Annotated in this window: 19 protein-coding genes; 9 read left to right on the forward strand and 10 right to left on the reverse strand. The window is 51.9% G+C overall.

Translation table 11 applies throughout. The annotated features are described in order from the left end of the window. The first annotated feature begins 12 nt into the window (after window positions 1–12). Genes JW881_16030 through JW881_16040 form a run of 3 tightly spaced genes read left to right on the forward strand, consistent with a single transcriptional unit; the run spans window position 13 to window position 5316 of the window. Window positions 13–1311, forward strand: coding sequence for a DUF58 domain-containing protein (locus tag JW881_16030; GenBank protein MBN1699028.1), 1299 nt, complete (start codon window positions 13–15; stop codon window positions 1309–1311). Then, a complete protein-coding gene (locus JW881_16035; GenBank protein MBN1699029.1) occupies window positions 1295–3481 on the forward strand; it encodes a transglutaminase domain-containing protein in 2187 nt (728 codons plus the stop codon). Before JW881_16030 ends, JW881_16035 begins: the two co-directional genes overlap by 17 nt. Further along, window positions 3481–5316: a hypothetical protein gene (locus tag JW881_16040; GenBank protein ID MBN1699030.1), complete on the forward strand. Its 1836-nt coding sequence runs from the start codon at window positions 3481–3483 to the stop codon at window positions 5314–5316. The genes JW881_16035 and JW881_16040 overlap by 1 nt, the downstream gene beginning before the upstream one ends. 154 nt (window positions 5317–5470) lie before the next feature. On the opposite strand, the gene JW881_16045 is transcribed toward JW881_16040, so the two are convergent. Next, a complete protein-coding gene (locus JW881_16045; protein ID MBN1699031.1) occupies window positions 5471–6094 on the reverse strand; it encodes a hypothetical protein in 624 nt (207 codons plus the stop codon). Between the two features lie 195 nt (window positions 6095–6289). Here JW881_16045 and JW881_16050 point away from each other — a divergent pair, with 195 nt between their 5' ends. Continuing rightward, the gene (locus JW881_16050) at window positions 6290–7999 is read left to right on the forward strand and encodes an FAD-dependent oxidoreductase (GenBank protein ID MBN1699032.1); all 1710 of its coding nucleotides are present in this window, start codon (window positions 6290–6292) and stop codon (window positions 7997–7999) included. A gap of 22 nt (window positions 8000–8021) precedes the next feature. On the opposite strand, the gene JW881_16055 is transcribed toward JW881_16050, so the two are convergent. The 5 genes from JW881_16055 to JW881_16075 all read right to left on the reverse strand — a co-directional run bounded on the left by JW881_16055 (window position 8022) and on the right by JW881_16075 (window position 14266). Next, the gene (locus JW881_16055) at window positions 8022–9707 is read right to left on the reverse strand and encodes a ribulokinase (GenBank protein ID MBN1699033.1); all 1686 of its coding nucleotides are present in this window, start codon (window positions 9705–9707) and stop codon (window positions 8022–8024) included. A gap of 179 nt (window positions 9708–9886) precedes the next feature. Beyond that, window positions 9887–11041 (reverse strand): 4Fe-4S binding protein, encoded by a 1155-nt coding sequence (locus tag JW881_16060; protein MBN1699034.1) that lies wholly within the window; start codon window positions 11039–11041, stop codon window positions 9887–9889. Between the two features lie 134 nt (window positions 11042–11175). Beyond that, window positions 11176–12303 carry a ribulose 1,5-bisphosphate carboxylase large subunit gene (locus tag JW881_16065; GenBank protein MBN1699035.1) on the reverse strand — a complete coding sequence of 376 codons (1128 nt, stop codon included), beginning with the start codon at window positions 12301–12303 and terminating at the stop codon, window positions 11176–11178. Beyond that, on the reverse strand, window positions 12303–13310 hold the full coding sequence (locus JW881_16070; protein ID MBN1699036.1) for a transketolase: 1008 nt from the start codon (window positions 13308–13310) through the stop codon (window positions 12303–12305). Before JW881_16070 ends, JW881_16065 begins: the two co-directional genes overlap by 1 nt. 11 nt (window positions 13311–13321) lie before the next feature. Further along, complete coding sequence (locus JW881_16075) at window positions 13322–14266, reverse strand: transketolase (protein ID MBN1699037.1); 945 nt, start codon at window positions 14264–14266, stop codon at window positions 13322–13324. A gap of 238 nt (window positions 14267–14504) precedes the next feature. On the opposite strand from JW881_16075, the gene JW881_16080 reads away from it, so the two are divergent. From JW881_16080 to JW881_16095, 4 genes are all read left to right on the forward strand, one after another. Next, on the forward strand, window positions 14505–17396 hold the full coding sequence (locus JW881_16080) for a caspase family protein (protein ID MBN1699038.1): 2892 nt from the start codon (window positions 14505–14507) through the stop codon (window positions 17394–17396). Window positions 17397–17408: 12 nt separating this feature from the next. Next, window positions 17409–18083, forward strand: coding sequence for a nicotinate (nicotinamide) nucleotide adenylyltransferase (gene nadD / locus JW881_16085; GenBank protein ID MBN1699039.1), 675 nt, complete (start codon window positions 17409–17411; stop codon window positions 18081–18083). A gap of 142 nt (window positions 18084–18225) precedes the next feature. Then, window positions 18226–19440, forward strand: coding sequence for an OmpA family protein (locus tag JW881_16090; GenBank protein ID MBN1699040.1), 1215 nt, complete (start codon window positions 18226–18228; stop codon window positions 19438–19440). A gap of 38 nt (window positions 19441–19478) precedes the next feature. After that, window positions 19479–21194, forward strand: coding sequence for a glutamine--tRNA ligase/YqeY domain fusion protein (locus JW881_16095; protein MBN1699041.1), 1716 nt, complete (start codon window positions 19479–19481; stop codon window positions 21192–21194). Between the two features lie 71 nt (window positions 21195–21265). Here the strand turns inward: JW881_16095 and yccX are convergent, their stop codons facing one another. Continuing rightward, window positions 21266–21577, reverse strand: coding sequence for an acylphosphatase (yccX, locus tag JW881_16100; GenBank protein MBN1699042.1), 312 nt, complete (start codon window positions 21575–21577; stop codon window positions 21266–21268). Between the two features lie 101 nt (window positions 21578–21678). Here yccX and JW881_16105 point away from each other — a divergent pair, with 101 nt between their 5' ends. Further along, complete coding sequence (locus JW881_16105; protein MBN1699043.1) at window positions 21679–22338, forward strand: DUF434 domain-containing protein; 660 nt, start codon at window positions 21679–21681, stop codon at window positions 22336–22338. Between the two features lie 88 nt (window positions 22339–22426). On the opposite strand, the gene JW881_16110 is transcribed toward JW881_16105, so the two are convergent. The 3 genes from JW881_16110 to JW881_16120 are packed head-to-tail and all read right to left on the reverse strand — an operon-like array spanning window position 22427 to window position 26145. Continuing rightward, on the reverse strand, window positions 22427–24415 hold the full coding sequence (locus tag JW881_16110; protein MBN1699044.1) for a pyruvate carboxylase subunit B: 1989 nt from the start codon (window positions 24413–24415) through the stop codon (window positions 22427–22429). 36 nt (window positions 24416–24451) lie between these two features. Then, a complete protein-coding gene (locus tag JW881_16115; GenBank protein MBN1699045.1) occupies window positions 24452–24643 on the reverse strand; it encodes a hypothetical protein in 192 nt (63 codons plus the stop codon). 8 nt (window positions 24644–24651) lie between these two features. Beyond that, window positions 24652–26145: a methylmalonyl-CoA carboxyltransferase gene (locus tag JW881_16120; protein ID MBN1699046.1), complete on the reverse strand. Its 1494-nt coding sequence runs from the start codon at window positions 26143–26145 to the stop codon at window positions 24652–24654. Window positions 26146–26298 lie beyond the last annotated feature (153 nt).

The raw sequence follows: 26298 nt of genomic DNA on the forward strand, positions 1-26298 counted from the left end.
TAATGAAACCATATGAATGATATCAGTAAACTGATAAAAAAGGTTATTCCTTTGACAGGGCGCGGCCTGTTTTTTTTTCTCCTCTCCGGCGCGATATTAATCGCCGGCATACTGAGGGCCGATCTGGCCGCACTTTTCTGGGGATGCGGATTTTATCTGCTTGCCCTCTATTCTTTGGTCGGAAATCACCTCTCGAAATCAATCGCACGGCGTTTTTTAAAGACACATCTCAATCCGGCAACCTTCACTCTCTCCTCAAACGGTATTTTCCCGAAAACGGAAACATGGGCCGAAATCAAGGCAGAAATGCCCTCGTTCTTTATACCCGGATTCACCGTCAGGGCAAATATCGCGCTTCACTGGCAGGACCGTATCCCTTTGCTGATATCCGCGTTCCTGACCCCGGGAATCAACAAGGAAACAATCGGGTTTACGCCGGTTTATCGGGGAATCTATAAAAGCAGTACATATGATTTTATTTTTCAGGACTTACTCGGCTTCACCTTATCAACGTTTTCGCTTCCTCTGGAGGAATATATCAAGGTCTATCCGGCCGTTATAAAGCGGGATGAACTCATGATAAAAATCGCAGGTGAAGCGACGACCGATGCACGAAAAATAAAAAAAACAAGCGATGAATTACTCGAAATAAAAAAATATTATCCGGGCGATGACGTGCGCAGACTAAACTGGAAGGTGTTCGCCCATACGGGCGAGCTTTTTATAAGAAAAGGAGAGGAAACACCTCCGCCTGATGTGCGGCTTCTCTTTATCCTTGATCCGACACGAACCCCTCTTCTCAGCCTTCTGCCGGAAGCCGATTATCTCGACAGCCTTATCGAAGTAATCGGTTCCATCATGATCGCAGCCTGTGACAATGGCAACCCCGTCAATCTCGCGATACCGGGACACAAGCGGATCGAGGTCTTTTCATCGAAACAAAAAAAGGATCTCCTCTCTTTATTTGCCGGTATATGGTGGAAAGATGAAGAGAAAAACATCATCCTTCCTTCAAAAAAGGACATGCATGCGCTGATTTTTACCTCACCCGGATCGACGTCACTCCCGCATATACTCGGGACAATCAAGGAAAGGGGATGGGGAGTAAGCCTGTATTTCAAACATTGTTACTTTCCCGACAATGGGGAAAGGTCATTCGACATCAAACGGCTACTTTTCATTCGCGACGGTGACACGGGCAACCGGACGGGTGGCGAAACGGCCGGGAATATTTTTCAAAAGACCCTTACCGCGGAGATCGACCGGTACAAAAGGACTCCATGGAGATTGAAATATGTTTCGGAAATTTAGGCTATTATCGGTTTCGATACCGGACCTCATTATATTCATACTCCGTAATATCGCCCTGCTGGGCCTTCTTCTTCACGCGTATCTCCATTTCAAGGATGTACTCAACCCCGTCTACCTCATCGTCGCTTTCTGTCTGGCAATCATTTTCGCCCTCTGGATGGAAAAAATAAAGCTGCGGTTCCTCCCCGCTCTTGTGACGGCGATACTCCTCATCATTATAGTCCGTTTTATTTTCTTTTTTATTTTCACCCTCCTCTCCCCCTTTGACACGGGTATAGAAAAGGACTTTATATTCTTCCTGTTTGACAAGGATTTCTTTCCCGCGCTCATTCCCTCCTTTATCGCCTGGCTGTTTAACTTTCTGGCGCTTCGGAAAAAGGGATTTGTCCCTGTTGAAACGGGTTTAAACTCACTTCTTCTTGTCATCGTCTTTTTTACCCAGGCACACTTCAACGTTACCTTTTATCACCCCACTTTTTTCGGGCTTTTTCTCGCATCGTTTATCCTTGTCGAGATAGCTGTCCTTGTTCTCTCGCAGCTTGATGACAATCACCGAGCGTCGTCAGGGGCAAAAAAGGGAAAAAACCGTCTTCCTGTGGTTTTTTCATACTTCTGGGTATTGATACCTCTCTTTCTCCTTCTTCTTTTTTACCTCTTTTTATTGAACAGGTACAATGAAGAATCGACAAGAAACAAGGGGGGTCTTATGGAATCGACCTTATTCAGGTTCGACTTCTCAAAATACGTAAAGCTTCAAAGCGAAATCAAGCTGAGTGACGATCTTGTCCTCCTCTTCCGGAAGAACGGCCCCGCGGAACGGCTCCTGCTTCGACGATTCGTCCTTTCGGACTATAAACCGGAGAGCGGTTTCTACCAGTCCCCGAAAAAAGGGGTCGACGACATTCCCGCGGTGGTCCCCGATATACCGACATTACTTGACGATCCGGGCTATAAAGCAAGAGAACCGGTCGAGCAGGAATATTTTTTTATCAACTTCGACCCCACTTCCCTTATCGCCATGAATTACCCCGTAAAGATAATCCCATTGAAAAACTGGGACGGCTCGTCATTTTTACGCATTTACAGGGTCGAATCGAAAGTTTCGCAGCTCGATCCCCAGGAAGATCTTTACCGTGGAAATCCCCTCTCGAGTTTCCCGCCGGAAGCCTACGCTTTTTATACAAATTACGGCGACGACGATATCATCAGGACGTACGCGGAAGAGATTACCTCGGAAGCCGGAGATTATCTCGGGAAGGTTCTCGCGATCAGGGATCGTTTAAAGAACGAGTATAAATATTCACTCAAACCCGGTATCGCACCAGACGGGAATCAACTCCACCACTTTCTTTTTAACAGTAAAAAAGGCTACTGCTCGTACTTTGCATTCGCCATGGCACTCATGTGCAGAAGCATCGGAATACCGGCGAGGGTGGCCGTGGGATTTTTCGCCAACCCGGAGTGGGAAGTCCTCAACTTTTATGAAATAAAAGCAAACCAGGCCCATGCCTGGGTGGAAGTCTTTTTTGAGGATTACGGCTGGATGGAATTCGACCCCACATCGACCACCATTGCGCCGGGAGAAGATATCAGTTTCATGTTCGGATTTCAGTTCGACGACCGGCTAAAAAACCTTATTTCGGAAATCCTCGAAAACCAGGACAAGCTGGTCGAAATCGAGGGGGGGCATGAGGTTTCATCGCAAAGCGCATTCCGTTTCCCGGAACTCGTTATCGCCATAACGAGCTGGCTTTTGAGGTACTGGTTTTTCACCCTTCCGTCTCTCTTGCTGCTTATCATTCTGCTTCTCAAATATTCACCGTATCTATTTTTTATCGCATCGAAATCCCGACGGAAAAAGGTCAAATATCTTTTTCTTCACACACTCGGGATTCTTTACGGGCTGCGGATGGTACGAGAAACGGACGAATCCCTCCTCGAATACTCGGAACGGCTCGATCGTACCTTTTTCGACGATTTAGCGGTATTGTCCGCCTGGACGGGAAGTTATCTCAAAGCGGTATTCGGCAATGAGTTTCACGATATCGATTACACAAACGCACTGGAACGCTATCGCGCGTTTAAAACCCTCTTCAACGCGAAGGTATCACTTTTCATACGATTACTCGGCATCCTCAATCCCGTTAACAGCATCAGGAGGAAAATCTGATGAAGACCGCCGCTTTGCGGAGATCCGGGAAAACCCGCGCCTTCATATTTATGATCCTTTGCAGCTTCATGCTGATTCAAACCGGCGCGCTGTCGCAGGAGTCAAAGGACAGCGATTGGTACTATGAAGAAGCGGAAAAAGCGATTTCAGAAGAACACTATGAATACGCGGTCACATTGTTACAGGAAGCGAAAAGGCTGTTCCCCGATACACCCCAATTTCACCTCGAATTGGGGGATCTTTACTACGAAAAAAAATTTTACAACCTCGCCCTCGATGAATATCTCGGGGCGGAGACGATCGATCCATACGACTACGATACCCTCGACCAGATTCAGCGTTGTTACGGGTACCTCAACCGGGAACAGAAATCGATCGAATACCTCGAGAAAATACTCGAGCTTTTCCCCCTCGACGAGTACTCCTCGAGTGTCGATACGGTTGACGATCTCGGCTGGATGTACTTCAAAACCCATCAACTCGAAAAAGGAGAAAAGCTTTTACTCGAAACGCTTCAGTCGAGGGATGATTATGAGGTAAACCGGGGATTGACGATGACCCTCGGCACCATTTATTCGGGAATTTACGATTACGAACAATCGAAAAAATACTACCTCGAAGCCATTGATGAAGCGGAGGAAGACGGAGATTATCATTTCTCCTCGGTAGCGTATTACAACCTTTCCCTTCTCGAACACAGCTTCTTCAATTTCAATTCGGCACTCCTCTATACCAACCGGTCGATCGAAAGCCAGGACAGGGCGACCGGCCATCTCGCAAAAGGCGAACTCTTCCAGTCCCAGATGAACTTCGATAAGGCATTATCGGAATATGAGGCGGGAATGGCAAAAGACGAAACGCCTTTGACAAAGATAAATATAGCGATTCTGCATAGAATCTTCGGCGATCTGGAAACCGCCCTGGCATACGCGAACGATGTTTTCAACCTGAAAGATCAGTCATGGATGCTCAACTTCGGTACGGATCTGATACGCCATTCCGAAGAACTCCATGAAATTCTTGCTGATATCTATACAAGTCTTGCCGCCAGGGAGATGCGTATTCCGCGAGCGGGACTCTACGAACAGGCCGTTTCGTTTATCAGCTACATCCGGTATGGTTTGCTGGCATACTATCACCGGCAGCAGTGCAGAATGGCCTGCCTCACGGTGGGAAAGGAATACCTCAGGGAAAAAAATCTCAAGGATGCCTACTGGCAGTTCTATCAGGCAAACAAAGATTACCCCGACATCGCCCTGAAATATCTCAGGCTGGCCCGCGATATTGAAACGGCGGTTGCTCCCCATGCGGAAGCGTATTATCTTCTCGAAGAGGGAATCCTCCTTAAAAACGCCCGCATCATCCGTGAAGTCCTTGATAAATTCGATCCCTTCTGGGAAAAAGAGGAAATCGCAGAAGCTCTCTCCGCCCTGGTTCCCCTGCTGCCGGAAGGAAGCGAAGAACGAAGGGCATCAATCAACAGGCTTTATGGGATTAATCCGGGGGCACTTCTCCAGAACGGATTCGGTCTTCCCCTTGAAGTCGAATTGAACTTATCGGGAATGGTCCGGACGGCTTCCGAATCGATTATCGCGCTGCTCAAAAGGGCGGGCTCGGAAATCTCACAGGGGAAAGGCCGTTCCGGATACGGATTCAGGTATCGGCTCGAAATAGCCTGGGACGCAGAAGATGATCCCGCATGCCGTCTCATTGACGGTGAAAAGGACGAGACGATTATCGACGAACGCTTCACACTCCCCCCGGGGACGCCGGACCGGAAGGCGGCCGTCCTGCTTGAAAAGCTGCTTCTCGGCTATATATATAAGGTTGAGTGACGAAGGGCATCAATGGGGAGAGCAAAGAATGAGTCGATATCAAACGGTCTTGAGACAATCCCGATAAACGCCGGGAACATGTGCGTGTAAGAGTATTCTACATGACATATCAAAAATAATCACACACAAATCTTCCAATCCCGGTACCCACTTATCATATTTCAAGAAAACCCAGTGACGGGCCGTCGCCCACGGCGAAAAGCTTGAGGCGATTTTCTTCATCGAAAATATACACGATATATATCCATTCCCGAAGACGCGTTTCATACGCCGCGTCGTATGTCCCCCCTTCGAGATATTCGAGCGACTCTGCTTCGACAGCCTTATCCGATGTCACGGCCTTTTTTCGTATGTCGTAAATGAACCGAATCATACGGCCGTTTTCGACCATGAATTGCCGCTCTGCCTTGTACGCGTTTTTCACTTTTTCGAAGGAATCCCCGTACCCGATACCCCTTGACGTTGCATAATAGTCTTTCGGTTTTTTTTCTTCATTACCGAGTATAATCGCCGATACCCTGCCCTCATCGTAACAAAAAGAAAAAGGGTAAGATGAAATGCCGTCTCCCGATGAACCGGCCTTCAAATCACCCCCAAAGCGTCTGATAATCTCCGATCTCTCCATTCCCAGCCGCAATGTCAGGTTCTCTTCGATCAACCTTACCTCGAGTTCATCGTCATACATTCCGGTCGTCTCAGGGCTTAAAAGCGATCTGGTGATCCCGCAGCCGGCAAGCAGCAGGAACACAAGGCATACGGCGCCGTAATATCTGATCATAGCGTTATCTTCCTTTTCGCCTTCCGGGTGACCGGCGGACCGGTCATCGTGAGGCTATCACTATTTTTGTTTTTCATCAATATACGGCCACGCTTTTCCTTCTTCCCTTCTGGGCTAAATCCGGTTTTTCGATTATATTTTAGTGATGGCACGAGAAGCGGACAGCAATACATCATACAGAAAGGACAAAACGGCATGAAAAAAAGGCTTATAATTGTGGGCGGCGTTGCCGGCGGCTCATCGTGCGCCGTACGCTCGCGCAGGCTTTCCGAGGAAGCGGAAATTATTCTTTTCGAACAGGGCTCCCATGTCTCGTTTGCAAGCTGCGGTCTTCCCTACTACGTCGGTGACATTATAAAGGAAAGGGACAGGTTGATCGTCACAAAACCCAGCCTCTTCAAAAAGCGGTTCAACATCGATGTCAGGCTGCATCATCGTGTTGTTTCCATAGAGAGTGAGAAAAAGGAAGTCGAAGTCGAGGATCGCGAGGCGGGGACAAGGTACCGTGAATCATATGACGAGCTTCTCCTTTCACCGGGGGCGTCCCCCCTTGTTCCCGATATCGATGGCATCGATGCAAAGGCGATATTCACCGTCAAAACCATCGAAGATACCGACGCGATACACTCGTGGATCGACGGACACAATGTTGCCAGAGCGGCCGTGATCGGCGGCGGATTTATCGGGCTTGAAATGGCGGAAAATCTACACGAACGAAAGATAGCGGTGACGTTGATCGAGATGCTCGATCAACTCATGCCCCAGATCGATCCCGAAATGGCGGCCGTCATTCACCGGCATCTGAACGATCAAGGGGTCTCGCTTCGTTTGGGAAACCGGGTAACCGGATTCATTCATAATGACGACAATACACTCACCGTCGTCTGCGCCTCCGGCGCCAGGATCACGGTGGATATGGTGATTCTTTCGATCGGCGTCAAACCCGAAACACAACTCGCCCGCGGCGCGGGGTGCGAGATCGGGGAATCGGGGGGTATTTCGGTGAACGGCCATATGCAGACCTCCGTCCCCCATATCTGGGCCGTCGGCGATGCGGTCGAGGTCACCAATATCACAACGGGCAGACCGGCGCTGCTTCCCCTAGCCGGTCCCGCGAACCGCCAGGGCAGGCTGGTCGCAGATTGCATATTCGGCAAGCCCCCGATGCCCGAATTTCGCGGCGTTCAGGGAACGTTCGTCTGCGGCATCGCCGGACTCACCATTGCCGCAACCGGGTTGAGTGAGAATCAGATAAAAAAAATGTACGGAGACTCCCCCCCGTTTTCCTTTGAGAAGATCCACCTCAATCCCGCGAATCACGCGGAATACTATCCCGGAGCCGAATACATGCTTATAAAGCTTCTTTTTTCCCCCGACGACGGGAAAATACTCGGCGCCCAGGCGATCGGGGGAACTGGAACGGAAAAACGGATCGACGTGATCAGTATGGCGATACAAAAAGGGGGGACCGTGTACGATCTCGAGCAGGCCGAACTCTGTTACGCTCCCCAGTACGGCGCGGCCAGGGACCCCGTTAATATCGCGGGAATGATCGCCGCCAACATTCTCCGCGGATACGTCGGGATTGTTCATTGGGACGATTATCCCGACCGGAACGTATTCCTCCTCGATGTCAGGACACGTCGGGAATATGAGGCGGCGCATCTGGAAAACGCGGTCAATATCAATGTGAATGTTTTAAGGGAAGAGACGGCTTCGCTGCCCCGGGACAGGGACATCTGGGTGTATTGCCTGAGCGGTCAGCGGTCTTACTACGCAGCACGCCAGCTTCTCCAGCAGGGATTCATGGCCAAAAATATGAACGGCGGTTATTATCTCTACGGTCTGTACAGGGAAATGAACATGACGGGAGACGCTCACGACAAAGAGGACCTCCCGGCATAACCGATATGATTCGGGCGGTGTTCTATTCGTCAAGCCGCCCGGTCTGCGTTTCGATAAATGCACAGAACGCCGAATACTTCTCGTAAAGCCTTTCGTATTGCCGGTTTCTGTCCGGATCGGGGACATATTCCTTCTCGAAACCACTTTCCATGGCCGCCTGGGCGGTTTCGATGTCCTTGTGAATCCCCGCCGCGACAGCGGCAAACATCGCCGCACCGAGAGCGCAGGCCTGCTCCGATGCCGCTACTTTTATCTTTTTGCCGAGCACGTCCGCGACAACCTGCATGATAAACGGCGATTTTTTTGCTACCCCGCCAAGGGCGATCACTTCCTTTATTTCTATTCCTTCTTCATGAAAACGGTCCACGATTTTTTTTGCACCGAAGGCGGTACTTTCAACGAGTGCCCGGAAAATTCGCGGAGCGTCGCTTCCGAGATTGAGTCCGGCAATCGCGCCTTTGACCAGCTGATTGGCATACGGCGTCCTCCTCCCGTTCATCCAGTCGATCGCGATAATCGATTCATCGACAGGAAGTGCCGCCGCCTGCCGTGAAAGCTCCGGAATGATCCGGTCCTCCGCCTTCCCGGTTATGTTTTCCCTTTTCCTTTCATCCGTATCGGCCTTGCCGATAACATGCAGAAGCGGCCATGCGAGAAGTTGTTGAAACCATGCATAAATGTCGCCGAAGGCGCTTTGTCCCGCTTCCATTCCCATCATACCGGGAACGATTGAACCATCCACCTGGCCGCAGATTCCCCTGATGAGTTTGTCGCCGATATCGTCAAGCGGGGCGATCAACATGTCACAGGTCGAAGTTCCCATCACCTTGCTCAGCACATACGGTCTTATTCCGCCCCCGACAGCGCCCATGTGGGCGTCGAACGCACCGACACCCACGGCCACCTCGCGGCCGCCTATCCCGAGCCGCTTCGCCCACACAGGTGAAAGGCTTCCCGCTTTTTCACAACTCGTGTACGTATCCCGATACAACCTTCCCCTTATTTCGTCAAGAAGGGGATCGAGTTTTACAAGAAAGTCCCGATGGGGTAGACCGTGAAAGGATTCGTGCCACATTGCCTTATGCCCGGCCGCGCACCTGCTGCGTTTGACCGACGCCGCGTCGCTGCACCCGGTCAATAACGCGGGTATCCAGTCGCAATGTTCGATCCAGGAACAGGCGGCTTCCCTGACGGACGAATCGGTTCTGATGACATGCAGCAATTTCGCCCAGAACCATTCGGAGGAATAGACACCCCCCGAATATTTCGTGTAATCGGTTCCCCCCCATGTTTTTGCCAGATGATTGATCTCATCCGCCTCTTTCACGGCGGAATGGTCCTTCCAGAGCACGAACATCGCGTTCGGATTGTCGTTGAATTCGGACCTCAGGGCAAGCGGCATTCCCCGTCTGTCGACGGCGCAGGGGGTGGAACCGGTCGTATCCACGGAAATACCCGCGACGTTTCTTGCCGCTTCTTTCGGGGCTTTTTTCAGACACCCGGTGACAACCTCCTCCAATCCCTCAATATAATCCAGGGGATGCTGCCTGAACCGGTTGTTGACGGGATCACAATAGAGGCCCGATTTCCACAGCCGGTAATGATAAATATGCGTTGAGATTTCACTCCCGTCCGATGCGTCGACGAGCAGGGCTCGGACGGAATCCGTTCCAAAATCGATTCCGATAACATATCCTTTTTCTTTCATACCTGGTACCGCTTCCTTCTTTCATACTATTGATCGAAACAGTAACGCCTGTCTTTTTTCCGGCCGCTTTTCATTCCGAAGTAAAGACCGGTCCGCACATCGGCGTCCATACGATAACGTTATCGTTACCGCAGATATGCAATCACATCGTATTCACCCCGGCCTGATTTGTCAAGCGATCAGCGGTCTTTCAACTGCTGCCGTATGAACTCGCGGACATCCTCCGTCTCGAATCCGGAGCCGTCTTCATGCGAGGCGTCCCTGATCGGCTTGTCGAACTGCTCTTCGGTAATGGAAAAATGCTCCATAATGAGCCCGGCATCGACCCCGGATAATTCCGATACCTGTCTGAAGGTATCCCGACCCTTGATATCGTCCGGATTGAACGCGCCTTGTTCGCCGGTCGTTTCTTCCAGTGTTTTCAACGTCCATTCGAAACCGCCGGTTATCGTCGCCGCCCCGATAACGGCCGCGAAGATAAGAAAGGAGGCCGTTGTAACGGTAAAGGGAGAGACTCTGCTTTTTTTGGGCCCTTCGATAAACAGTGTATTTTCGACCGGACAAACGTTCACGCATTCCGAACAGGCGATGCATTCGGAAGAGTCGACTGTAACCGTCTCCTCGACCTTGATATTGACCGGACAGGCCTTGTTGCACGCGTGGCAATGAATACAGGTCGTGTCGTTTCTCCTGATCCGGAAAAGACCGATCCTGTTGATCAGTCCCAGGAAGGCCCCCATGGGACAAAGGTATTTGCAGAAAAAACGGTCCACGAAGAAGGAACCGGCCAGGCTAACCGCCAGCACTGCGAATCCTATTGAAAACTCGGTGAAAAGATCGGAAGAGAAGAGGTGGTGGTAGGTTGCCCACGGATCGTATGGCCGTATTGCGAGTTCCCCCAGGATTGCCGATAGAACGACAAATACGACCAGAACAATATACTTGATGTACCGCGCCGGTTTGTCGAGTACGGCCGGAACTTCGAGACGTTTTTTGAAGATCTTTTTACCAGCCCTCCCGAACAACTCCTGCAATGTACCGAGGGGGCAGAGGCTGCCGCAGAACGACCGGCGGAAGAGGACCGCCACAATGAGGGTGGCGAAAAGCAGGATAAAACTGCTCCATGCGATCTTGCTCAACATCGCGCCCGTGGTAATGAGGGTGATGGCCGATTCGATCCCCCCGAAAGGACAGAATGCGTCCACACCCGCCGGGGTCCACCCTTTCCCGTACTGATGCAGTAAACCGAGGGTTGTCGATGTCGCCAGCACGAGCAATAAAACGACGATGCGGACGACGCGGCGTCCTTTTTGCAGTTGTCTGATTTTTTTCATGGGCGATACTCCTTAATAAAGCATATTAACCATAAAATATACTTTTTTTCGCGATACGGAAAGCGTATGGCGAACAAAGTATACGGCATCGGCAATGACGGGTTTCCATACAAAATCCCGGTCTTCCCTTTGATTTAAACCGACATGACGATTTCCCTGAACATCCGGCATGTGGAGACGATGTCGTTTCCATGGGCGAAAAGGTCACCGCCTATGAGAAACGCCACATCCGTTCCGTAAAAATCTTTCATCATATCAAGCGACGAAAGTCCCATACCGCCCCCCGGTACCGGAAAGATCTTCCTGATTCCCGTCATATCTCTCACGCAGCCGTCCCTGACACCCCCGCATGAGGCCTTGCTGAATGTGAACCTTCCCCCGAAATTCGGAAAAATAGCCGCGTCCGAGCCCGCGAGACGGGGAAGTTCTCCAAAAAGAACCGCCGGAGAAATCCCCGACATGCCGTTCGTGACAAAACTTCCTTGAAATGCCGGGTGGTAGATGAGGGGAAGGTCCAGATCATCGCTTGAAGCGATCCGTTTCACGGCGTCGTAGCCCGCGAGCCCGGGCGAGATCAGAAAAGCACCGGCCCCCACCCTTTTCGCGAATACGGCCCGCTCGAATAGTTCGTCACATCCGGAGGTGATATTCGGCGCGTAGATTGCAGCACCGCCCGTACGGGCATTTGCCTTATGTATCGCTTCCGCACACCTGGAAGCGCGTTCCTTGAAAGGGGCGAACACCTGATTCGAGAGGCCGTGATCGTCCTTGATGATATCGATGCCCCCGTATGCGAACCGGTAGGCGCGATGCGCGAGTTCGCGCGCCGGCAGCCCGAGTGGTTTGATGGCGGTGCAGAGAAGCGGGCGATCGTACGCGCCGCAGCGTTTCCGCAGACCGTCTATCCCGAAACGGGGTCCCTTGAAAAACCCAAGCATATGCGGCGACAGGTCGATCCGTTCGACCCGTATACCGGGTTTCAGGCTTGAATTACCGAACAGGACATTCAAAAATTGCGGGAAATCGGGTCCCGCTGTTTCATCGAGAAAACTGATAACGGCATCGTAACACCGGCGCCCGGCTTTCCGTAATGATTCGACCCTTCCGATCACCTCCCGTCCGATGTTTTCTTTCCGCACATATTGGAGGGGAAACTCGATTGTCTGCTCGATACATAAAGCCTCCGCCATCACCTCGGCTTCACCTTCACGGCAAAAAAGGCGGTAGGTAACGGTAAATCTATCTTTTACCGGTTCCTTCATTACAGCGCCTCGGAAGGCGAACCCTTGGGTGTATCGGGGAGCACACCGGCCGAGATTTCCGATTCAGGTATGTCAAGGGGTCTGCCGACAAGGGTTTCCACGGCCCGTATGACGGCGGACGCGTCCAGCCCGTGTTCCTTCATGAGATACGCCCGCCCCCCGCCGTGTGAAAAGGTATCGCGGATTCCGCACGCGAGAAGCCTTTTAACGGTACCGCATTCCACCATACGCTCTGCGACCAGGGTAGCGAGGCCCCCGTTCGTCAGGTGATTCTCGACGGTCACCACCCCGTACGACGCACCGGCAATCGCTTCGGTCACTATCGGACTTTTACAGGGCTTGAAGGTCGACATATGGATGTGGGCGGCCGCCACACCCCGCTTTTCGAGCGCGGGGATCACCCGCATCACCTCTTCCGTGCAGATTCCGGAAGAAAAAACGGCCACATCAGCCCCCTTCCGCAAAACCCGAGGTTTGTCGCAGACAAAAGGTTTATCGGCATCGAACAGCCGGGGAATATCCCCCCTGATCATCCGCACGTACACGGGCCCGTTTACCGCGATGGCGGCATCGAGAACGCTTTCGACCTCGGTCGCGTCTCCGCACTCAAAGACGGTCATGTTGGGCAGAAGCCGCATCACGGCGATATCCTCGATCGCCTGGTGGGTCGCGCCGCCTGGCGTGGTGATGCCGGGAAGAAAGCCGAAAAGCTTCACCGGCAGATTCGGGTAGGCGACGGACATTGCGATCTGGTCGCAGGCGCGGCGGTAGAGGAACACGGCAAAGGTATGGACAAAGGGGATATAACCCTCCCGCGCGAGCCCCCCGGCGACGCTTACCATGTTCTGCTCCGCGATCCCGGCCGAAATAAACCGGTCCGGATAGGCGTCCCTGAACAGATCCACTTCCGTCGAGGAGGTGAGGTCGGCCGAGAGGACGAGTACTTCGGGTTTGTCTTTGGCCCATTCGACAAGATGACGGGCGTGAACACGGCTGCATCGTTCCATGGCACCTTCCTTTAACCGGATTCCCGTTCGATTTCCGTTTCATACGATTGAAGCGCATCGGCGAGGGACTGTCTCTCTTCATCCGTATGAAACCGGATATAGTGGAACTTCGGTTCCCGTTGTCTGAGTACCTCGATGCCCTGCCACGGTACTGTCTGCGCCAGTACGACGAGGGGACGTTCCCCTTTCCATTCGGAAGCGGCGGCGGCAAGGCGGACGACGTCATGGCCGGGACAGGAGACGACTTCCGCCCCAAACGCCTCGAGCCGCCTGTCCAGGGGATCGATTCCCATAACCGAATCGATCTTCCCGTCGCACTGGTAACTGTTCACATCGACATACATACCGATGTTCGTCAAACCGTGGTACGCGGCGAATTCGACCGCCTCCCAGGTTTGTCCGATCTGGAACTCGCCGTCGGACATAAAAACCCAGACCTTGCCGGACTCCCCTTTCTTTTTCCTGGCAAGCGCGATGCCCGCGGCCTGGCTGATGCCCTGCCCGAGCGAACCGGTCATCACCTCCATGCCGGGCGAATGCTCGGCGCCGATCATCTCGACTGACGATCCGTCTTTATTGAAATCACGAAGCCCCGCTTCGTGCATTCTTCCCGTTTCGATCAACGCCGCATAGAGGGCGAGTGCGTAATGGGCGGGAGAAAGGATGAAGCGGTCGTGTTCGGCGTCCCGCGGGCCGTTGTAAAGGGCGCCTGTCGTGTAATCCCGATTATTCGGCCCGGGAACCCCGCGAAACGCTCCTGGAAGCAGCGGGGAACCGGGTGCGGGGAGACGCATGACCTTTGTGTACATGACGGCGAGGATTTCCGCCGACGAACACGCCTGGCTCAAATACCCGCCGCCCGCTTCGAGCGTATGAAAAAGCACCCGGTAACGGATTCCCCTCGCAACACATTTTGCAATACCGATCCATGACGCTTCGTTCCCGACGGTTCGCATGACTTCTCCTTCTGTTGGCCCGATCTCATCGAAAGGCTTTTCACCCCGTTAACCGCAACGTGCGGCGACAACAGGCTTCACATGCCCGACCGATATATCATTGTTACTACATGGTTCGCCGCCGGTCAAATCCTTTTTCAAGGCAGTACCCGCACTCCGAATCCTTTTCATTTCACGGGATACCTTCTCGATTTTTCCCATTCTTGACCCGTTTTTTTATGTATGATACCTTTTTATCATGAAACCTGCAATCGCCGCCTTCCTGATTCTTTGTATCGCCTCTTTCACCGCTTCGTCCGGGGATACATCCACACCCGGGCTGCGGATAAACACGGAAATGCACACATCGACCGTTCACAAGATCGATCGCGACGCGGCGGGGAAATACCTTCTCAGCTGTTCTTCGGATAAAACCGCCCGCCTGTGGGATGCGGCCGGCGGAGCCTTGATCCGTGTTTTCAGACCCCCGATCGCACCGGGAAACGAAGGAAAATTGTATGCGTGCGCGCTTTCGCCCGACGGGTCGACCGCCGTGACCGGCGGCTGGACCGGAAAGAATGTGGCGGGTGAATACTGCCTGTATGTATTCAATACGGCGACGGGTGAGATGACGGGGAGGATCGGCGGGCTCGATCATGTCGTCTTTGATTGCGAGTTTTCACCGGACGGCGCATGGCTTTCCGTCTGTCTCGGCGGGGGTAAGGGTATCGCCGTCGTTTCCGCCGAAACATGGAAAATATCCCGTATCCTCGAAAATTACGGTGAAGCGGGTTACAACGCTTGTTTTTCAAAAGACATGAGGCTGGCTTCGGTATGCGACGACGGAACGATAAGGCTTTACGACGATTCGTATCGGTTGATCGCCCGGCGCGAAGGGGCGGGCAGGGAACCGTATGGCATCGACTTCTCACCCGACGGCGCCCGGTGCGCGATCGGCTACGTCGGCTTGAAAAAACTCGAAGTCCTTTCATCGGAATCCCTCGCCCCGCTGTACGAACCGCCGGCCGGCGGCCTGTCGCAGGGTTCCGATCTCTCCTGCGTCTGCTGGTCCGCTGACGGAACCTTCCTTGCCGCCGGAGGCAGACACCGGACCGACGAAGGGCGGTACTGGCGATACCCCGTCCGTATGTACAAAAACGGGGGCAAAGGGGCATACGAGGATTATCCCGTATGCAGGAACACGATTTTCGACCTCAAACCATTACCCGGTAATTCCGTCGCGTACTGCAGCGGGTTTCCCGAAATCGGGAGAATCGGTTGCGACGGCAAGCCGTATTTCCACCGGGAAGCCGAGATCCCGGATTTCGGCAACTATCAATCCCGGTACCTGAGGTTTTCACCCGACGCCTCGACGGTGTCATTCAAACCGCAAGGCCCGGCCACATTTACCTTTTCGATCGGGATGAGAGAACTGAGACGTGAAACTTCATCTTTTCCCCTCGCGGTAACGGACAGGGAAGGTCTCGCCGTGACGCACTGGCTCGACGACGTCTCGCCGTGCATCAACGGGAAAAAATGCGGGTTCCTGGTTAAAAACGAACGATCGAGAAGCGCCGCCGTATCGAAGGACGGCAAACGGTGCGTTCTGGGTACGAGTCAACATCTTTATTGCGCCGATGAAAAAGGAACTTTACTCTGGAAAGCCCCCCTTCCCGATCACGGATGGGCGGTCAATATCGCTGACGAAAAAAAAATATGTGTCGTCGCCTGCGGCAACGGCACCCTTCAATGGTACGGTCTCGACAGCGGGAACCTCCTGCTTACCCTTTTCGTTCACGGCGACGGCAAACGATGGATCCTCTTCAGTCCGTCCGGCTATTACGATTGTTCGGCCGGCGCCCAGGATCTTATCGGATGGCATGTCGAAAACGGTATCGACCGCGCGGCGGACTTTTTCCCGGCAGGCCGGTTTTCGTCCCGTTTCTACCGGCCCGATGTCATCCCTTTCCTTCTCGAGGAAAAGAACGAAACGGAATCCCTGAAAGCGGCGGACGGTATCGCCGTCGAAGCGGCGGACGGTATCGCCGGCGGTAAGACGGCGAAAAAAGAAATATTCGAAATCCTCCCCCCCGTTGTCAGTATCGTCAAACCCGCCCCGTTTACGGAAACCGCCGAGAAATCGGTTTCCCTCGTCGTCTCGGTCCGTACACCGTCAAACCAGCCGGTAACGCAACTGAAAATATTGCGGGGGGGCAGACCTTATGAAACAAAAAACCTGAAAAATTTCATCGCGCCCGAAGGAAAGGAAATCCCGCTTTCCTGCGAACTCGTACCGGGACCGAACGATATCACGGTCTGCGCGCGAAACGCTTTCGGATGGAGTGAACCGGTTTGTATCAGCATCACCAAAACCGGTACATCCGGTCATGATTCCCTGATGCCGAAACTATATCTGCTTTCCGTTGGTGTTTCGGCGTATGAAGACCCCCAGCTGCGTCTTGGATTCGCGGCAAAGGACGCGGCGGACTTCTCAAAGGCGATGGCCGTACAGAAAAAACGGCTCTACGGCGAAGTGACCGTCACCCTGCTTACCGATGAAAAGGCGACGAAAGACAATATTCTGGACGGCCTCGACTGGATTCAGAAGGAAACAACCTCCCGCGACATCGCGATGATTTTCTTTGCCGGCCACGGCATCAATGACAATACGGGAAACCTCTATTATCTCCCCGTGGAGGCGGATCTTCAAAAGATAAAACGGACCTGCCTCCCCTCGAACGATATCGCCACAACCATACAATCGATAGCCGGCAAGGTGGTCTACTTTATGGACACATGTCATTCGGGGCTCATCAGTGTCACCGGACGGAGGGGCATTCTCCACCTCGACACGAACAAGGAGGTCATGGAACTCATTCACGCGGAAAACGGCGCCGTTGTTTTCTGTTCCTCATCAGGCAACCAGTACTCTTTGGAAAACGAAGGATGGGGGAACGGCGCGTTCACCCTCGCCCTGGTGGAAGGAATAAGCGGAAAAGCGGATTATATCGGTGAAGGAACCATTACCATCAATCAACTCGATCTCTACATCTCCGAGCGCGTCAAAAAGCTGACCGGGGGAAGGCAGACACCGGTCACCGCAAAGCCGGATACGATCAGGGATTTTCCCATAGCACTGGCCGGGAAATAAGGGATACGGAACATGTCGGATCTGCAAAGAGAAATCGACGAGGCCTTCTCGAAACGTTTCGGCCGGTACCGGGGGAGGGAAAAGAAAATCCAGGTCGCGATTCTCGGCGGGGCGTTCAATCCCGTTACCAGAGCGCATATCGAGATCGCGTCGTTTGTCCTCGATACCGTCCGGATTTTCGACGTCGTGTGGATTATGCCCTGTTTCACCCATATCTTCAACAAACGCCTGGCATCGCCGGAACATAGACTCACTATGTGTTCCATGGCCGCTTCAAAGGATGCGCGCGTCGAGGTGTGCGACTACGAAATAAGAAACGAATTTTCAGGCGGTACTTATTATCTCATGAAAAAGCTGCTCGATGAAGCATTTATAAAGGAAGGGTACGAAATCAGTCTCATTATCGGCCTGGATAACGCCAATGCATTTCATACATGGGTCGAGTACGAGGCACTGGAAAAACTCGTGAGATTTGTCGTCGTTCCGAGACAGGGAGTGGCGGTCGACAATACCGTGGAATGGTACCGCAAGCCCCCGCACATGTATCTTTCCGCGGACAAGCCGATAATGAAGGTTTCATCGACACAGGTGAGGGAATTATTGAAGGATAAAAAAGACATCGAAGCATCGCGATACCTCGATCCGGCGGTTTTTGCATATATTGTCGAACACGGGCTTTACAGGTGAACAAAGACAGCGGGGCAGAAAATTGCTTGACTTTTTTTATGACACTCTTTACAAATTATATACGTTTACGATCGCTTTTTTAAATAACAATAAAGCGTGCCGGACTTTTTCACCTTTTGTTCCATGAGAGGAGGAGCATTATATGAAACGAAATATTTTGGGTATCACGGTATTATGCTTTGGCTTATTATTTCTGGGATGCGGAACAACTCCGCAGGAACCTGAACCGACCGCCGAACCGGAAGCCGAACCGACTCCGGCAAACCTCGGGGCCGCCAAATTCGACACGAGCGCGATCTCTGCGTCAATCCGGGCGATTTCACCGGGCTTTTCTCCCAATGGAGACGGGGTTGTCGATACCATCGAATTTGAAATCGCAGCGAGTCAGACGGATAAATTACAATCATGGAAGGTTGAAATGACGCATTCCGCAAGGGGTGCACAGAAAACCTTTTCCGGCAACGGAGCGCCGCCCGAATCCCTGCTCTGGGACGGCAAAAAGAACGGCGGTCTTGCCGATGAAGGCGTTTACACGGGCGTGCTTACCCTCAATTACATAAACGGGAACAAACCTGTTTCTGAGAATTCGGGAAAATTCACCCTCGACAATACACCGCCGCAGCCCCGGATCGAGGCAAATCCCCTCCCTTTTTCACCGGACGGTGACGGCCGGAACGATATGCTTACCATATCCTTTTCCTCCGATGATATAAGCGGAACCGAAAGCTGGAAGATCGAAATATATAATGAAGAGAATGAATTGTTTAAAACCTTTACCGGCATGGCAATCCCTTCAGGCGGTGTCACCTGGGACGGGATCGGTGACGACAGTACGATCGTCGATATCGCGACGGATTACCGGGCAAAGATAACCATGACGGACGCGTGCAACAATACGGGAAGCTCAGAGACAAAGATTCCCGTGGATGTCCTCCTTGAAAGGACAAAAGACGGGCGATACCGGATAAAGATATGGGCCGTCGTATTCAACGCCTATGAAGCTGATTACTCGAGGGTCGACAGCGATAAAGTCAAAATGAACAAAAAAACCATCAGGACAATCACCCGACTCCTGAAGCGGTATCCGGATTACAGACTTCAGATCGAAGGCCACGCCCTCATGCCTAAATCAAAAATAAACGATAAAAAGGCGGCCGAAGCCGAGAACACCAATGTGCTCATCCCCCTGACAAAGAAACGGGCGGAAGCGATAAAAAAAGAGCTTGTCGATGAGGGCTGTGATCCGTCAAAAATTGAAACCATTGGTCATGGGGCAACCTATCCCCTCGTTCCCCATAACGATATGGTCAACAGGTGGAAAAACAGGCGCGTCGAGTTTTATCTCGTAAGGGATTGACAATACATCGATATATAAAAAGGGGGAGGAGAATAGTGATGGGAAACGAGGAGACGAATATTCAGGGAGAAGAAAGATCTCTGGATTTTATTCGTGCAATAATTGCCGAGGACATAAAAAACAACAAGAACGGGGGAAGGGTTCATACGCGGTTTCCCCCGGAACCGAACGGATACCTCCATATCGGCCACGCCAAAGCGATCTGTATCAATTTTGAGATCGCCCTGGATTATAGCGGTCTATGCAATCTTCGATTCGACGATACAAATCCCGAAAAAGAGGAGGTTGAATACATTGAGTCGATACGTGAGGACATACGGTGGCTCGGTTTCGACTGGGAAGACCGGGAATATTTCGCATCGGACTATTTCGAAGCGCTTTACGAGTACGCGGTTGCCCTGATTAAAAAGGGAAAGGCATATGTCGATAATCTGAGTCCCGATGAAATACGTGCATATCGGGGAACACTCACCGAACCGGGGGAAAACAGTCCCTACCGTGACCGCAGCGTCGAAGAAAACCTTTCCCTCTTCCAAAAAATGAAAAACGGGGAATTCGATGAAGGCGCCTGCGTTCTTCGCGCCAAAATCGATATGGCCCATCCGAATCTCAATATGCGCGATCCCACGATATACAGGATCAAAAAAGCGCATCACCATCGAACAGAAGATATATGGTGTATTTATCCGATGTACGATTTCACCCACTGCCTTTCGGATTCGATCGAGGGCATCACCCATTCGCTCTGTTCGCTTGAATTCGAGGACCACCGGCCGCTTTACGACTGGTTTCTGGACGAACTCGATGTCGAATGCCACCCGCAGCAGATCGAGTTTTCCCGGCTCAATCTCACCTATACGGTCATGAGCAAACGCAGGCTTTTGGAACTCGTGCAGAAGGGATATGTGTCCGGATGGGACGATCCGCGGATGCCGACGCTTTCAGGACTCAGACGCCGCGGCTATACACCCGCGGCGATACGGGCATTTATTGCCCGTGCCGGTATTTCCAAAACCCTGAGTACTGCCGATATCGCCATGCTCGAATACTATATCCGGGAAGAGTTGAACAAACACGCCCCGCGGGTGATGGCGGTCCTGAAGCCCCTGCGGGTCGTTATCGACAATTACCCCGAAGACAAAGTCGATTGGTTCGATGCCGACAACAACCCTGAAGACGAAAGCATGGGAACGAGGCAAATACCCTTTTCCCGTGTCATTTACATCGAACAGGACGATTTCCTCGAGAATCCGCCGAAGAAATTCTTCAGGCTGTCTCCGGGAAAAGAAATCAGACTCAAACATGCCTACTATATCACATGTATCGACGTGGTTAAGGATAAAAAAACCGGAGACATCATCGAACTGCACTGCACTTATGATCCCGAATCCCGCGGCGGATGGACGTCCGACGGAAGAAAGGTCCTCGGCACCTCACATTGGGTGTCGGCGGCCCATGCGATACGTGCCGAAGTGCGGATGTATGACCGGCTTTTTACAAAGGAGAACCCCCTCGATATAGAAGAAGGAGATGATTGGACGGTCAATATCAACAAGGAATCACTCGATGTGATAATGGATTGTATGATCGAACCCGGATGCGCGGAAACTCAGCCGGGACAGACATTCCAGTTTTTACGCCAGGGGTATTTTTGCGTCGATCCCGATTCCTCCCCAGGCCATCCCGTCTTCAATATGACGGTAAACCTCAAGGATTCGTGGGCGAAAATACAGCGTTCCATGACGAAAAAATAAATACGGCGATGATACGGCGCGCCGGTAAAAGGCACCACGCCGGGGGCGAACGCCTTCATTAGGTATTACGGCTAATATTCGACACCGAATGTTCTGTATGTGCCGGAATAGGGTATGGGGTGTGAATCGACTCTGTCGACCCGGGAACCGGTGGGCCCCTTTTTGAGCCAGGAAAGCAGGCGACGGAGATGTTCGACATCCCCTTCCGCGACAACCTCGACACTCCCGTCGTCCATATTTCTTGCATACCCGCAAAGAAACAGCCCCCTCCCCTGCATTATGGTGGAATATCTGAATCCCACGCCCTGCACCCGGCCGTATATACGGGCATACAATCCCTTGTTATTTGAAATATCCTGTTTTTTGCTTCTTTTCTCTTCCATGATAATATTTATCATTGTATAGTATTTGTTTGAGCATTGTCAATGACGGAAAACCGCAGGACGCAAATACCGGTATTGAAAAAAAAACGCAAGGGATTTCCATGTCGTTCAGAGACGCAATCGACGATTACCGTTTTCTCAGAAACAGACAGTATCCGCCAAAAGCACTCCTGAAGCTCGTCGGAGACAGATACCGATTGACGAGGCTGCAGAGAAACTGTTTGTTCAGGGGAGTCATTCAGGATGAGGTGGCCGCGACACGAAAAAAGAAAATGATCCGGCATGAAGCGGTAAAAGCACGTCCTTTAGGTATTGACTGGTATAACGTCCTCATCACGATCGAAAGTTATTTAAAGGGTTTTCCGGTTTTTATTTCGGACGACGGTGTGGTGAGGGATTCTTCCGGAATTCACGGCAGCTATCGTCCAACGAAAATAACGGAGCGCGCCATCAGCGAAATTTTCAGCGTTTTTACGGTCCTGTTACCCGGACGACTCGATCTCTATATCGATGCCCCTGTTTCACACTCGGGAGAAATGGCCCGCGATTTGCGCGGGTATTGCAAGGCGCGGTTTCATTTCCCGATTTCCATCGAAGTGGTACCGTCCGCGGATTATCCGCTGAAAAATTATACGGGTATTGTCATTTCATCGGATTCGATTGTCCTGGATCACGCCGAATCGGTCTTCGATCTCGTACGCCACGTGCTTGCGACGCGCTTCGAATTTACTCCTCCCGGACTCGATCGACTCGTTATATGAACACGAGATATCGATACGCCGTTCACAAGCGAGGATCGCGCCCTTCGAAAACGGTTATCCGTTTTCGAGAACCCGGTACGTACGGCCGCTATTCCTTTTCGATAACGGCGAGTACCGCGCCCTTTGCCACGGAATCCCCTGCCGAATGAGATATTTCCTTGACGACCCCGTTGCAGGGAGCGTCAATGTTGTTGTTCATCTTCATTGCTTCGATGACGAGGATCGTCTCTCCGGCCTTTACCTTGTCACCCACCCCTTTCTGGTAATCGACGATCATACCGGGCATCGGTGCCGTAACGACCGCACCTCCTTCAGCCACGGCGATCGCAACAGGTGTTTCAACCGGTTTTGATGCCTGCTTAACCGCCCCGGCGGATTTTTCAGCGGGTTTCTGATAGGTCGCCTTTATGGGAGGAGTGACGGATGCCTGCACATCCCCCTGTTCGTTTACTTCGACCTTGAAATATTCTCCGTCGACGAATACGTCGAACGCCCTGATATGTTCCGGTTTCTGGGGAACTTCCTTTTTGGGTTTTTCCGCAAGCTCACCGGCGAGTGCCTTTTCGATAAGCTCGTTTTCCTTTTTGACATCTTCGAGTGTTTTTGGTTTTACTTCGGGCGGTATTTCCTCGAGACCGTATTTCCATTTTAAAAACCGTTTACCCGTTACCGGGAAAAGCGCGCATACGAGCACATCGTCCATATCCTTTGCGAGATCCTTGACGTCTTCCTTCACCTTCCCGAGTTCCGGTTCGAGAATCTCCCCGGGCCTGCATGTTATCGGTTTATTGCCGCGCGGATAATCTTTCAGGGCTTTCTCCATTACTTCGGGATTTATCGGTACCGGGGTTTTCCCGTATAGCCCGAAACAAAGATCCTTTACCTGTTCGGTGATTTTTGAGTACCGATCGCCGTCCTTGTCGAAAAGAACATTGTTGACTGTCTGAATACCGACAATCTGGCTTGTCGGGGTGACGAGGGGCACCTGCCCCAGATCCTTCCTTACTCTGGGGAGTTCTTCGAACACGTCGTGCAGCCGATCGAGTTCTCCCATCTGTTTCAGCTGATTCACGAGATTGGAAAGCATTCCTCCCGGTGTTTGATGAAGCAGGACATTGATATCGATGACCGAAAGCCTCGTGGAATCGAGAAAATGTCTGTACTTGGGAACCAGTCCCTCGATTTCCTTGTCGATCTCGGCAAGTTGTTCGATATCGAACCCCGTATCGCGGTTCGTGCCCAGAAGCGATACCACGATCGGTTCGATCGCGGGATGGGATGTCCGGTAGGCGTACGGCGCCATACAGGTATCGACGATGTCGACACCGGCCTCGATCGCCTTCTGGAGGGCGAGATCGCCCATACCCGAGGTGAAATGAGTATGGAGTTGAATGGGTATTTTCACTTCTTCCTTCAATGTCCTGATAAGGTTGTAGGCATCATACGGTGCGATAAGTCCGGCCATATCCTTGATGCAGATCGAATCCGCGCCCATATCCTGAAGTTGCTTTGCCTTCTTTACATAATAATCGAGATTATAGACATCCCCGCCCATCCGCTGTTCGGTAAGGGAATAGCAGATCGATCCCTGGAAATGTTTTTTATTTTTTTGTATCACCTTGACGGCCGTCGAGAAATTCCTGAAATCGTTCAACGCATCGAAAACCCGGAAAATGTCGATTCCGTTGTCACACGCACGCCCGACGAATGCTTCAACGACATCGTCGGCATAATTCCTGTACCCGACGAGATTCTGGCCGCGAAGAAGCATGGACAGCGGGGTATTGACCAGATAACGTTTGAGGACACGGATTCTCTCCCAGGGATCTTCACCCAGATAGCGGTGTGCGGCGTCAAAGGTCGCGCCGCCCCATACTTCCATCGAATAAAATCCCACATTATCCATTGATTCCGCGATATGAATCATATCCTCCGTCCGTCCGCGCGTGGCGAAAATAGACTGGTGTCCGTCCCGGAAGGTAAGATCCTGTATTTTAACAGGATTCGCGGCTTTCGGCCTTTTTTTCCCATACTGCATACCGGTAAGTTCAACCTTTCCATGATTATCCGGCTTCATCGGTAACCTCCTCATACTTGTTTTTGAAAACGACCCCTATATCCGTTTCAGGACGCGACGCTGAATCAGATTTCTCATATGCATCATCGACTGCCGCCCCTGAAGCTGCCAGGGACTCGGCATACGTGCTACGACCGGCGGCCTGATCTGCTGCTGGAGTTCCTCCTCCGCTTTTACATAATAGAGGACCGCGGCGATTGCCGCTTTCTTTTTAAGGTCTGAGTCCATGTTTCCTCCTATACAGGTATATTACCATGCTTTTTGGGCGGAAGTACTTCACTTTTGGTACTCATGATCTCCAATGCGTCAATAAGCCGGTAACGGGTATCACACGGCCTGATAACCGCGTCGATGTATCCCCGCGCGGCTGCTATATACGGATTATAGAGGAGTTCCTCGTATTCTTTGATTTTCTCTTTTCTTCGTTCATCCTGATTTGCCGCTTCCTTGATTTCGTTTCTGTATATGATATTGACGGCCCCTTCGGCGCCCATCACCGCTATTTCGGCGGAGGGCCAGGCAAATACCATGTCCGCGCCCAGGTGGCTCGAACTCATCGCGATATAGGCACCGCCGTAGCATTTTCTCGTAATCACCGTCAACTTCGGGACCGTCGCCTCCGAATAACTCCAGAGAAGTTTGGCGCCATGACGGATAACCCCCCCCCATTCCTGGTCCGTACCCGGAAGATATCCCGGAACGTCGACCATCGACAGAAGCGGTATGTTAAAACTGTCGCAAAACCGGATGAACCTGCTCGCCTTGTCGGATGCGTTGATATCGAGGCACCCTGCGAGGATTTTCGGCTGGTTGGCGATTACGCCGATCACCCTCCCGTTGAGCCGGGCGAAACCGATAATGATGTTTTTCGCGTAATACCGGTGGGGTTCGAAGAATTCCCCGTTGTCGACAATCGTTCTGATGACATCCATCATGTCGTACGCCTGTTTGTTACTGTCCGGAATTATCTTGTCCAGGTTATGGCAAAGCCGCCGGGGATTATCCTTTGTATCGACGACAGGAGGTTCTTCCAGGTTATTACTGGGAAGAAAGGTAAGCAGGTATTTGATCTGTGTTATCGTATCCTCATCATCCTCACAGGCAAACTGGGCGCACCCGCTTTTAATATTATGGGCCATGGCGCCGCCCAGATCTTCATGGGTCGTTTCCTCCCTGTTGACCGCGCGCACGACATCAGGTCCGGTAATATACATATAGCTCGTGTCCTTTACCATAAACACGAAATCCGTCATGGCCGGAGAATAAACGGCACCCCCGGCGCACGGCCCCATGATCGCCGAAATTTGGGGGATGACACCGGAGGCGCGGGAGTTCCTGAAAAAAATGCTTCCATAGCCGTAGAGGGCGTCGACACCTTCCTGTATCCTCGCGCCGCCCGAATCATTGAATCCGACGACAGGCACCCCTGCCTTGATCGCCAGATCCATTATTTTACATATTTTATGCGCGTGCATCTGGCCGAGGGAACCGCCCCTGGCCGTAAAATCCTGAAAATACGCGAAAACCGGTCTTCCATTCACATAGCCGTGACCCGTTATGATCCCGTCGGAAGGGATTTCTTTCGTTTCCATGCCGAAATCCGTGCTTCTGTGCCTGACAAGCATGTCGATTTCACGAAAGCTTCCCTTATCGAAAAAAAGCCGTATTCGTTCCCTGGCGGTGAGTTTTCCAAGGTGATGCTGCTTCTCGACCTGGGCATCCCCGCCCATTTTTTGTATTTTGATCTGTTTTCGCCGTAACTGTCTTATTTTTTCTTCAACAATCCCCATAATTCCTCCACGGAGGTGTAATTTTTACCCTTAAAACCTGATATGGAAAAGGCGTTGAATAGATACCATATTATAATATTCATGTCAAGCATA

It is taken from the genome of Spirochaetales bacterium, from assembly GCA_016930085.1.
GTDB lineage: Bacteria > Spirochaetota > Spirochaetia > SZUA-6 > JAFGRV01 > JAFGHO01.